Annotated in this window: 10 protein-coding genes; 5 read left to right on the forward strand and 5 right to left on the reverse strand. The window is 36.8% G+C overall.

Annotated features, from left to right (window positions below):
* Window positions 1–29: 29 nt before the first annotated feature.
* Window positions 30–725 carry a hypothetical protein gene (locus tag MKY09_RS15270; protein WP_342567045.1) on the reverse strand — a complete coding sequence of 232 codons (696 nt, stop codon included), beginning with the start codon at window positions 723–725 and terminating at the stop codon, window positions 30–32.
* A 95-nt stretch (window positions 726–820) separates the two neighbouring features.
* Between MKY09_RS15270 and MKY09_RS15275 the strand changes: the two genes are divergently transcribed.
* A complete protein-coding gene (locus tag MKY09_RS15275; RefSeq protein WP_169360777.1) occupies window positions 821–1330 on the forward strand; it encodes a YetF domain-containing protein in 510 nt (169 codons plus the stop codon).
* An 82-nt stretch (window positions 1331–1412) separates the two neighbouring features.
* The gene (locus tag MKY09_RS15280; protein ID WP_169360778.1) at window positions 1413–2552 is read left to right on the forward strand and encodes a zinc-dependent alcohol dehydrogenase; all 1140 of its coding nucleotides are present in this window, start codon (window positions 1413–1415) and stop codon (window positions 2550–2552) included.
* 256 nt (window positions 2553–2808) lie between these two features.
* On the opposite strand, the gene MKY09_RS15285 is transcribed toward MKY09_RS15280, so the two are convergent.
* Together MKY09_RS15285 and MKY09_RS15290 are read right to left on the reverse strand one after the other, a co-directional pair.
* The gene (locus tag MKY09_RS15285) at window positions 2809–3717 is read right to left on the reverse strand and encodes an EamA family transporter (RefSeq protein WP_169360779.1); all 909 of its coding nucleotides are present in this window, start codon (window positions 3715–3717) and stop codon (window positions 2809–2811) included.
* A 221-nt stretch (window positions 3718–3938) separates the two neighbouring features.
* The gene (locus tag MKY09_RS15290; protein ID WP_342567046.1) at window positions 3939–5057 is read right to left on the reverse strand and encodes an MFS transporter; all 1119 of its coding nucleotides are present in this window, start codon (window positions 5055–5057) and stop codon (window positions 3939–3941) included.
* 374 nt (window positions 5058–5431) lie between these two features.
* On the opposite strand from MKY09_RS15290, the gene MKY09_RS15295 reads away from it, so the two are divergent.
* From MKY09_RS15295 to MKY09_RS15305, 3 genes are all read left to right on the forward strand, one after another.
* Window positions 5432–5617, forward strand: coding sequence for an SE1561 family protein (locus MKY09_RS15295; RefSeq protein WP_169360745.1), 186 nt, complete (start codon window positions 5432–5434; stop codon window positions 5615–5617).
* A 117-nt stretch (window positions 5618–5734) separates the two neighbouring features.
* Window positions 5735–7264, forward strand: a complete 1530-nt coding sequence (locus MKY09_RS15300) for a fumarate hydratase (protein WP_298470990.1) — start codon at window positions 5735–5737, stop codon at window positions 7262–7264.
* Between the two features lie 151 nt (window positions 7265–7415).
* Window positions 7416–9317, forward strand: coding sequence for a heavy metal translocating P-type ATPase (locus MKY09_RS15305; RefSeq protein ID WP_342567047.1), 1902 nt, complete (start codon window positions 7416–7418; stop codon window positions 9315–9317).
* A 1127-nt stretch (window positions 9318–10444) separates the two neighbouring features.
* Here MKY09_RS15305 and MKY09_RS15310 read toward each other — a convergent pair.
* Together MKY09_RS15310 and MKY09_RS15315 are read right to left on the reverse strand one after the other, a co-directional pair.
* Window positions 10445–11410 (reverse strand): YihY/virulence factor BrkB family protein, encoded by a 966-nt coding sequence (locus MKY09_RS15310; RefSeq protein ID WP_251557035.1) that lies wholly within the window; start codon window positions 11408–11410, stop codon window positions 10445–10447.
* A 21-nt stretch (window positions 11411–11431) separates the two neighbouring features.
* Entirely contained in the window at window positions 11432–11821 is a 390-nt protein-coding gene (locus MKY09_RS15315) for a YtxH domain-containing protein (protein ID WP_169361469.1), read from the reverse strand.
* Window positions 11822–11977 lie beyond the last annotated feature (156 nt).

Raw genomic sequence — 11977 nt, forward strand, 5'->3', positions numbered from 1 at the left:
ATTGCGAAATTGACTCAATTAGTATTCTCTTATATATCATAGAAGTCATTCGTGAGCCTATTCATATATTCTACTTCGCTTTCCCCAACAGCCTGGGGATGCTTTTCCATTAGTATGGGAGTAAGCTTAGACCATAGCACGTCCATTATATAGATGTCCCTATCAAAAATGTTGTCTAGTTCCTCTAAAGTGACCCCTATACTATTTGCATATAGCTTCTTCTCTTCTGGCACTACAGCTTTTACATTATCATCTATAAAACTTGTTACCTCTGATTTAGTAACTTCAATATTATACTTTTTCTTAGCGATATCAATTGCTAATAAGTTCTCTTCCACATAGTATTCGGCATATGCCTTTAGTTCTTCACTATTATACTCCTGATTGCCTATAACACGCTCTACCTTTAAGCGAAACTCCATTTTATCTGCATTAAAATAGTTAACAAGATCTTCTTTTGTACCTCTCTCTATTTCACTTTGAACTGAGAAGCTCGGAATCTCATTTAGGACTTTTGCAATTGCTTCATCTAATTTTTTATAATCTAATTCAACACTATCTTCTTCGTGGTCATGTCCCTCGTGATCATCGTGATCGTGGTCTTGTTCCTCATTTACTTCCTCCGCTATATCAGTTTCAGTTGTTTTACTATTCTCTTTCTGACTACATGCCGCTAATATACAGGAAAGTATTAAAATTAACGAAAACATATATAATTTTTTCATGAATCCACTCCTATTCTTTAAGTTGTTAGCATTCTTCATGTTTTATTTATATAGATGGTGGTAAAGAAAAATAAACATTTTTAGGAGGCTAATAATTGTTTGATTTAAACTGGATGGAAATTGGACGAATATTCTTGTTAGGGATAATGGCTTATATTTTCTTGATTATCTTATTAAGGGTAGCTGGTAAACGGTCACTCGCTCAGCTAAATGCTTTTGATCTTGTTATTACTGTTTCTATTGGATCCGTATTAGCTACTATCATGCTCGATAGTAAGATTTCCATTTTTGATGGGATAGCTGCATTATTTGTATTGGTAGCTTTACAATGGATTTTTTCTTTTAGTAGTAGGAAAAGTAATACATTTGATGATGTAGTTACTAGCGATCCAGCATTACTCTTTTACAATGGTAATTTTTTCGTTAAAACGATGGAGAAGGAACGAATTCGTAAAGATGAAATGATTCAAGCTGTTCGTTTAGAAAGTAATTTATCTATGGAAGAAGTCCGTGCTGTCATTTTGGAGCCAAACGGTGAGTTATCCATTTTACCTAATAATGAGAATGGGAAAGAAGATACTCTTAACAAAATAATAAAAGACTGATTCTTTCAAAAAAGAGTTTTTTTTACCTTACTTAGGGTAATAATTATTATAGAAAAAGTACTTATTAATAGGAGGAGATCATTTGAAGGCTGTTACTTATCAAGGTGCAAAAGATGTTCAAGTAAAAGAAGTACCAGATGCAAAAATTGAAAAAAGCGATGATATTGTCGTGCGTATTACTACTACAGCTATTTGCGGGTCCGATTTACATATTTACAGAGGTGCAGTGCCAGCTCGTAAGGATTATGTAATTGGTCACGAACCAATGGGAATAGTTGAAGAAGTTGGCCCCTCTGTTACAAAAGTTAAAAAGGGTGACCGCGTTGTAATTCCTTTTAACATTTCCTGTGGTGAATGCTTTTATTGTCAAAATGAAATGGAAAGTCAGTGTGACAATTCCAATGAAAATCCGGTAATAGATTCCGGAGCATACTTTGGATTTACAGAACGATACGGTGACTATCCTGGAGGTCAAGCAGAGTATTTACGCGTACCATACGGAAATTATTTACCATTTAAAATACCTGAGTCTTGTGAGCTAGAGGATGAATCATTATTATTTCTCTCAGATGTTCTACCTACAGCTTACTGGAGCGTAGAGCATTCAGGTATGAAAGAAGGTGATACGGTCGCTGTTTTAGGATCAGGACCTATCGGATTAATGGTGCAGAAGTTTGCTTGGATGAAAGGTGCTAAGCGTGTTATAGCTGTCGATCATTTACCATATCGTTTGAATCATGCTGTAAAGATGAATAAAGTTGAAGCGTATAACTTTGAAGAGTATGATCACATGGGAAAATATATTCGAGAAATCACAAATGGTGGTGTAGATGTTGTAATCGACTGTGTAGGTATGGATGGTAAAATGTCTACATTAGAAAAAGTTGGGCAAAAACTAAAACTCCAAGGTGGTACTTTAAGTGCCCTTGATATTGGAATTGATGCTGTACGTAAATTTGGTACAATTCAATTAACCGGTGTATATGGATCGAATTACAATATGTTCCCTCTTGGAAATATTTTCGAGCGAAATATTAATATTAAAACAGGACAAGCGCCTGTAGTACACTATATGCCAAAGATATATGAAATGATTACAAAAGGTGACGTTGACCCTACACAAATCATTACACATAGCGTTCCACTTGAGCAGGCTAGTGAAGCATATAAAATATTCCATGACCATGAAGAAGAAAGCATTAAATTTGTTTTAAAACCGTAATACAAACAAACGAGGCTGGGACATAAGCGTAATTTTCAAAAACAAGTAGCTTTTATCCCTAGTAAGCATCTGATAATCTTTAAATTGATTGCAGTGAAGGGGCGACTCCTGGGGGAACAGCACGAGTGAGAGACTACAGACTCGAGCCGTGCCCCCGGAAAGCGTACCCGGAATGGAAATCAATTTTCTTTATGCAAAAAAACACTATTTTCTCGATGAGAAAAATAGTGTTTTTTTAGTCTTGTCCTAGCATCTTTTATAGTTCATCTGCAATTCCTAATAGTGCAATTCCGACAATCACTACAATAATTACAGCATATTGCTTTTTCGTGAGCTTCTCTTTCAAAAAGATTCTGGAGAGTAGTACTGAAAAAATACTATATGAAGCAATGATTGGTGCTGCAATAATTGCATTTGAAGACATAGCAAATACATAAAAGAATTGACCTATTGTTTCTAAAATGGCAGCGCTTGTTTTATCTCGCTCTTTAAATATATTAAAAGGAACCTTCTTAATAGCTTTTAGGTAAACAAAAGCAACTACAGCACAAATAAAGAATGTAAACTCATAAGCAAGTAGAGCTGCATCCTCTCCTATTAGACTAAGCTCATCTAAATACACAGCATCCGCAAAAGTACCTAGCCCATCAATCAAGGCATATAAAATTGGGAAAATAATAGCCATAAAACCAATCGTGTATTTCGTATCTATCGTCTTAGGGTTTGCTTGAAGCACTTGTTTTTCCATTTGTTTTTCAAAGACGGCAAGTCCAATTACTCCTAGAGTAATGATAATAATTGAAATTATTTCTAATGCACTTAACGAATGCGTAAAGAAGATAAATAATAGAATGGTTGTAATAGCTCCTGATGAGTTTTGAACAGGCGATGCTATTGATAATTCTAAATATCTCAACCCTATATAACCAATAGCCATTGACAATATGTAAAGGGCCGACACAGGTAAGTATAACAACATATCCATTGGATCAAATTGAATACCCTTTAAGAGCATATAAAATGTTCCGTGGATTCCCATAACCAAGCCTACCATTACAACTATTTTAAGATGACTAAATTTATCCTTAGGGTCTGTTCCCTTTTTATAAAATAAGTCTGCTCCTCCCCATGCAAGGGCAGTTACTAGAGCAAATATAAACCACATAAATTGTTCTCCTTTTCTTTAAAAATCAAATGTAAATGAAGCTTTACAATTATAATAAATGAAACTTGAATGTCAATAGAATTGAGAGAAGTTAGAATAATAAATAAAATTAGACCACCATAGCTCCGTGAACTTTGGTGGTCTGAATCCATTTTTTGAAATTGGTTATACTGTATTGGAACGATTAGTTTTAGTAAAAAATATTATGATAGCCATTACGCCTAATAGTGCGAAATAAGTAACAAAAAGCTGACTCCCTCAAATAATTGAATGAACAACCCACCAAAGAAAGGACCTGATAGACTTCCTAAGCTAAAAAATATACCACAAATTAAATTACCGGTTGGTAAAAGCTCTTTTGGTGTGAGGTCGGTCATATAAGCAATTCCAAGAGAAAATGTAGAACCTACAAAAGTTCCTGCTATGAAGAAAAATGTACCTACAATTATAGCAGAAGCCTCAAAAAAGCTGGCTAATCCGAATGTGATAGCACCCAATCCAAGCATACTATATAGCACCTGTCTTCTTCCAAGGCGGTCACTCAGCATACCAAGCGGTAATTGAGAGACTACACCACCAATAGAAAATGCAGCTAGAATATACGATAGATCACTAATTTCTATCGAATTTCGTAACGCATATACAGGATAGATCGCATTTAAAGATGATTCTAAAAAGCCATAGCTAAACGGAGGGATAAAAGCTATCCATGCTACTCCAAAGGCTGCACCAAATCGTTTCCAAGTTCCATTTGCGGAGTTTGATGAGGAAAAGGCTTCGGGCTTCTCATTCTTTATAAAAAACACCAATACCCATGCACACAAACATAAAAGTCCAGAAACGATAAAAGGAAGTCCTTCAAAAATTTCTACCAATTGAACGAACAAAGGACCAACTGCAAAGCCAACTCCAAAAGATAATCCATAGATGGCTATATTTCTTCCCAAACGATGCTGAGGAGAAAAACTTGTTATCCATGTTTGAGTAGAAAAATGAAGAGCATGATCACCAATTCCTATTAACAGCCGAAGGACAAACCAAAATGCAACACTTTTCCATAAAGGAAAAAGTAGAAGTGAAACGATAACTATAAGACCACCGACTACAATCATCGGCTTATATCCGTATTTCCGTAATGGAAGCTCAATGAAAGGTGATATTAATAAAGTACCTATGTATAAACCTGTAGCACTTAACCCATTTAATGTAGCGCTTACCCCATCCTGCTCAAAAATAACAGAGATTAGTGGTAAAAGCATTCCTTGAGAAAAACCTGAAATTGAAACAATAATAACTAAAATCTTAAATCGTCTGCTCTCTGTAGCTGTAAATTGTTGCATAAGATAACCTCTTCACTATTTAATTTTCATACAGGTTATCATAACAAAATTTAGCTTTTCTATAAACAACAAAAGGCCCAGTCAATATCGTTTAAGATTGACTGAGCCTTTATATATTACTTATATCCTTGTGAGTATTCATAACTGCATTTGCGGCTATTTTGCCGGTGAAATGTCTGAACCGCCTCCTTCAAATGGTTAATTGGTTTTCGACTCTTCACTACGGCCTCCTTTCGTATAACTTAATGTTACTTTATCATATAAACTGAATAGTGTAAATATTTTAAATACACTAATTTATAAAATAACTCTTTTTACCTATCTTTTAAGTTCATCTTGTTATATTCTTATCTTATAAAGTGAGGTGTTTTTCTGTGGGCAAACAAATATCAAATTCAGAACAACAAGTATCTTATTTAAAAGACCGACTTCAAATGTTTTTAGAAGTACTTGATTCTATTGAACCTGAGACGACTAATTTAGAAGATATAGACAGACTTATTCAAATGATGGATGACTTAGAACTAAAAATGGAACAATTTAAAGACTCTAAGGAGTAGTATTTAAAGGCATCGGAAAATTATATTTCTGATGCCTTTTATACTGCTCTTTTTTTCATTCTTGTAAAATAGTATACTTGTTAATGTTTGTAACTACATTTAAAGGGGCATAACTAAATGCAAATGAGACAATTAGAGAAAAGTATCTATGAACTGATTACCGAGACTTCTACCAACTTACCTAAGGATGTAAGAAGAGCCATTCAAAAAGCAAAGGCTGCTGAAAATGAAGGCACTCGCGCTGCAATGAGCTTAGATACCATTACAAATAATATTCAAATGGCAGATGAAAATATTTCTCCAATTTGCCAGGACACTGGACTACCTACCTTCAAGGTAAAAACTCCAGTTGGGGTGAACCAACTAGAAATTAAGGAAGCTATTAAACGAGCTATTGTTGCTGCTACAAAAGACGCTAAGCTACGTCCTAACTCTGTAGACTCTATAACTGGAAAAAACAGTGGAGATAACTTAGGAGAAGGTGTTCCAGTAGTTAAGTTTGAACAATGGGAAAAAGATTACATAGAAATGAAGCTGATCCTTAAGGGTGGCGGATGTGAAAACAAAAACATACAATATAGCCTACCTACTGAATTAGAGGGGCTTGGTCGTGCAGGGAGAGACTTGGATGGTATACGTAAATGTATTCTGCATTCAGTGTATCAAGCTCAAGGTCAAGGCTGCTCAGCAGGCTTTATAGGCGTCGGAATTGGTGGAGATCGTTCTTCAGGATACGATTTAGCAAAGGAGCAGTTATTCCGCTCTGTAGATGATATAAATCCAAATGAAGATTTAGCAAAACTAGAAGCTTATATCGTAGAAAAAGCGAACACGTTAGGAATTGGAACAATGGGCTTTGGTGGGGAGGCAACTCTACTAGGTTGTAAGATTGGTGTCATGCACCGTATTCCTGCAAGCTTCTATGTATCAGTAGCATACAATTGCTGGGCTTATCGCCGTATGGCCATAAATATTGATCCTTCTACTGGAGATATTACAGAATGGCATTACCAAGATGGTGAAAAAATTGAGTTTAAAGATGAAGCTCAAAATGAAACACCAAAAAGAGTTGTCGAGCTTTCTGCTCCTATTACAGAAGAACAAATTCGCTCACTTCAAGTAGGCGATGTTGTTTCTATCACTGGACGTATGTACACAGGGCGTGATGCTATCCACCATCATTTAATGAGCCACGATGCTCCAGTTGATTTAGATGGTCATATTATTTATCATTGTGGTCCAGTTATGCAGAAGGACGAGGCTGGAAAATGGCATGTCCGTGCTGCAGGCCCTACCACCTCTATTCGCGAGGAGCCATATCAAGGTGACATTATGAAAAAGTTTGGTATACGCGCAGTTATAGGTAAAGGTGGAATGGGACCAAAAACACTAGCAGCCCTTCATGAGCATGGTGGTGTTTATTTAAACGCAATCGGCGGTGCGGCTCAATACTACGCAGACTGCATTAAAGACGTAGAAGGTGTTGATCTGATGGAATTTGGAATTCCTGAAGCAATGTGGCATTTACGTGTAGAAAACTTCACAGCTGTTGTTACAATGGACTCTCACGGCAATAGTCTTCACGCAGATGTAGATAAATCCTCATTAGAGAAATTAGCCTTGTACAAGGAGCCAGTATTCGCTTAAATCAAATGGTTGACAGTTAAATTTCTCTAGATTATAATGATTATAAAGTGATACTTAATTTAATTAACTGGGTTTTCCTTAGTGAAAATCCAGTTTTCCTTTATTTTAGAGAGAAATAATAATGAAAATCAATATCAAGAGGAGGATTTAAATGTCAACTATAGAAGAAAAAAACACATTTTTATCTAAAGTAATGCCCCATATAGAACTAGTTGCAGCACTATTTTCTGGTCTTTTAATATTAATCGCTTGGCTTATAGGCAATTCAGGTTTTGAAACAGCCTCCATCATCTTCTACCTGTTAGCTTTTGTAATTGGTGGATTCGCTAAGGCTAAAGAAGGTATTGAAGCAACGATAAAAGAAAAAGAATTAAATGTAGAAATGCTAATGATTCTTGCAGCCATTGGTTCATCCATAATTGGTTACTGGACTGAAGGTGCGATTCTCATTTTTATATTCGCAGTAAGTGGTGCCTTAGAAACGTATACAATGAATAAAAGCAAAAAAGAAATCTCTTCGTTAATGGAACTCCAACCTGAGGAAGCATGGAAGCTTCAAGCAGATGGAAGTACTACACGCGTATCTATAAAGGATTTAATACTCGGTGACAAGCTTGTTGTGAAACCAGGAGAAAGAATTCCTGCTGACGGTATCGTCATTAATGGCTTAACATCAGTTGATGAAGCAGCTATAAGTGGTGAGTCTCTCCCCCTTTCCAAGAAGCCGAACGATACACTTTTTGCTGGTACAGTAAATTTAAGTGGTGCGATTACGATGGAAATGACTAAAACCAATGAAAATTCCTTGTTTCAAAAAATAATCGATCTTGTCCAAACGGCTCAAGATGAAAAATCTCCAGCCCAACAATTTATCGAACGATTTGAAGGATCTTATGTAAAAGTAGTTTTAATTGCTGTTGCAGTGATGATGGTTCTCCCTCATTACTTACTTGACTGGGATTGGACCACTACTTTTTATCGAGCAATGGTTTTATTAGTAGTTGCTTCCCCTTGTGCCCTTGTAGCATCCATCATGCCAGCTACGCTAGCAGCAATTTCAAACGGTGCAAAAAGCGGCATTTTGTTTAAGGGTGGAATGCACTTAGAAAATATAAGTGAAATGAAAGCTATAGCTCTAGATAAAACAGGTACCTTAACTCAAGGTAAGCCAGTAGTGACAGACTTCTTTGTACGAGATGACTTAGACCGACTATCAGCACTTAAATTGCTTGCTACCATCGAATCACAATCGAATCACCCGTTAGCTCAAGCAATTTCTACATTCGCATTTGCGGAAGGAATCAGCCAGCTACCAATTATTCCTATTGAAGACAAACCAGGATTTGGGCTAAAGGCTACTATAAATGACGAAGAAATCTTAATCGGTAAACCTGAGTTTGTAAACAAAGACGAGGCTTTTGCATTCCAAGGAGGAGTTGCGGCTGCTCTAGCGGAGGAAGGAAAGACTGTAATATTTATGCGTGATAGTAAAGGAATAGCTGCCGCAGCTGCTTTGAAGGATACAGTTCGAGAGGAAGCTAAAGAAGCTATTAAGCTGTTACAATCACTAGGTATTAAAACAGTCATGCTAACTGGGGACAATGAAAAAACGGCAAATGTAATTGCTAAAGAAGCAGGAATTGACCAGTACATTGCGGAGTGTCTCCCAGAAACTAAAGTACAACACATGAAGGAGCTTTTAGCAGAGCACAAATTTGTTGGAATGGTAGGCGATGGGATTAACGATGCGCCTGCCTTGGCAACAGCAACAACTGGATTTGCAATGGGTGAAGGAACAGACGTAGCATTAGAAACTGCCGATGTCATTCTAATGAAAAATGATTTAAGCAAAATAGCATACGCTGTGAAAATGTCTCGAAAAATGCAACGAATCGTCAAACAGAACATTTTCTTTTCTATCACAGTAATCGCTCTTCTGATCATCTCCAACTTTTTGCAAGTAGTAGACTTGCCTATGGGTGTCATTGGACATGAAGGAAGCACCATTCTAGTAATCTTAAATGGATTGCGAATGTTAAACCGCAACATTTAAAGTTGTTCATCAAGTATCCGACCTTTCTAGGTTGGATACTTTTTTTATAGCTAATTGTTTGAAACACTTAGGATTGTAGGGGGCCATCACATAAACACCTTCTATGGGGAGAGATTTGGCTTTATGGGCGGCTTATCACCTTTTATGGGACATTTTCCACTAGTTTATGGGCCACCTTCTACGCTTTATGGGACACTTAGGCCCTTCTTATGGGCGCAACCCTCTTTATGGGCGACTTATCACCTTTTGTGGGACACTCCCCCTAGTTTATGGGCCACCTTCTACGCTTTATGGGACACTTAGGCCCTTCTTATGGGCGCAAACCCTCTTTATGGGCGGATTTCTCATTTTTATGGGACACTTCCCGCTAGTTTATGGGCCACCTTCTACGCTTTATGGGACACTTAGACTCTTCTTATGGGCGAAACTTCTCTTTATGGGCGACTTGCTCCTTTTTATGGGACACTTCCTGCTAGTTTATGGGTCAATTTCTACACTTTATGGGACACTTATGCTCCTCTTATGGGCGCAAACCCTCTTTATGGACGACTTTTCACCTTTTATGGGACATTTTCCACTAGTTTATGGGCCACCTTTTACACTTTATGGGACACTTAGACTCTCCTTATGGGCGCAACCCTCTTTATGGGCGAATTTCTCATTTTTATAGGACACTTCCCACTAGTTTATGGGCCACCTTCTACGCTTTATGGGACACTTAGACTCTCCTTATGGGCGCAAACCCTCTTTATGTGCGGATTTCTCATTTTTATGGGACACTTCCCGCTAGTTTATGGGCCACCTTCTACGCTTTATGGGACACTTAGGCCCTTCTTATGGGCGCAACCCTCTTTATGGGCGAATTTCTCATTTTTATAGGACACTTCCCGCTAGTTTATGGGCCACCTTTTACACTTTATGGGACACTTATGCTCCCCTTATGGGCGCAAACCCTCTTTATGGGCGACTTATCACCTTTTATGGGACACTTTCCGCTAACCTTCTACAATTTATAGGACACTCCCTCCAGTTTAAGCAGGGTCGCCATCTCTGCTTTTATTACCTCAACAAAGAAACACCCATGGATTGGAGTCAAATAGTCTCCAACCGATGGGTGTTTTTTTGTTTTATTTACGTCGTTTTTTATTATCCATCTGTAACTTTCGTTCTTGCATAACAGAATTTATCTGCCCACCGACCAACAGGATGATTCCTGAAATGTAGAGCCATAGCATGAGGATAATAATACCCCCGATACTTCCGTAAGTTGCAGAATAATTACCAAAGTTACTTACATAGTAAGAGAATCCTAGAGATACAATGATCCATCCCAAGGTTGCAAATGCTGCACCCGGGAAAACGCTCTTTAGGCCTAACTTTATGTTTGGTACTATCCAATATAATGCAGCAAGTACGATAAACATAATAATAGGGCTAAGCGTCCATCTAATATTATTCCACAAATTAATAAAGTCATCTTGGAAACCAAAATAAGAAAATAAAATTGTACCAATTTGTTCTCCGAAAACTGGTAATACTAGTGCTACAGCAAAAAGTAAAATCATTAATAAGGTAAATACCACTGATAATGCTCTAACTATAAAAAAGGGTCTCGTTTCCTCTATATCATAAGATCTATTTAAGGATTTGACGATTGCGTTCATCCCATTAGAAGCAGACCAAATGGTACCAAGAATCCCTATTGATAATAAGCCTCCGTTCCGACTTACTAAGACATCAGAAATCGTTCCCTCAATTAATGTATATACTTCACCCGGTGCATAGTTTTCTAAAAAGCGGAAGATTTGAGCCTCATCTAGATTTAGATATGGCAATAATGTAACTAAGAAAATTAATAAAGGAAATAGTGACAGAAGGAAAAAGTAAGCTAATTGAGCTGCAAGCCCTGTAATATCCGTTTTCTGTATATGCGTTATTAAATGCTTGAAGTAGCCTGACCATGTAGTTAAATCATGATTTTCCGTTTTCTTTTTCTCCTTCTTTTTAAAATTTAAAAACTTTAACTTCGTATACCAAGTTGGAGAGGAAGTTTTTTTATTATTCTTATCATCTCTATTCATGTGTGAAACCATCTATTCCTCTCCCTTCCTTGTTTAATGTAATTTTGGCTCGTAAATACTTTTAGGCTCATCTTCCTCTGGAACAACTATGGATTTATACTCTTCCTTGGATTGGGAGAATGTATCCTTCGTCTCGGAAACAAGTGTCTTCACTTGAGGAGTAATTTCTTTTACTTCGTTCACCTTTTGTGAAATATATTTAGCATCTGAGGAGAATTGATTATAAACCGATTGCCATTTAGTTACTTGTTGATCAAGGACTTTCTTTAACTCGTCTCTGTTTCGGTTGTAATATTTAATTTCATTTCTAATCATTCTAGATCGGTTCATTACGGAATCTCTTGTCTTGCGATCTAACATAGTTAATGCGCCGCCAAGTACTGCGCCACACAATACACCTTTTACAAATTTACTTTCACTCATACTAATTACCTCCATATATATCGTTTTATATTAATTTTATTATACCCTGGCTTCTCTGAATCAAACTATTAATAATAATATTTTACAAAAATAAGCTTGACTATTTAAGAGAATTTTACGAATATTGTTAAAAGGACAAATTTATTGAAAGGATAT

It is taken from the genome of Psychrobacillus sp. FSL K6-4046, from assembly GCF_038624605.1.
Taxonomy (GTDB): domain Bacteria; phylum Bacillota; class Bacilli; order Bacillales_A; family Planococcaceae; genus Psychrobacillus.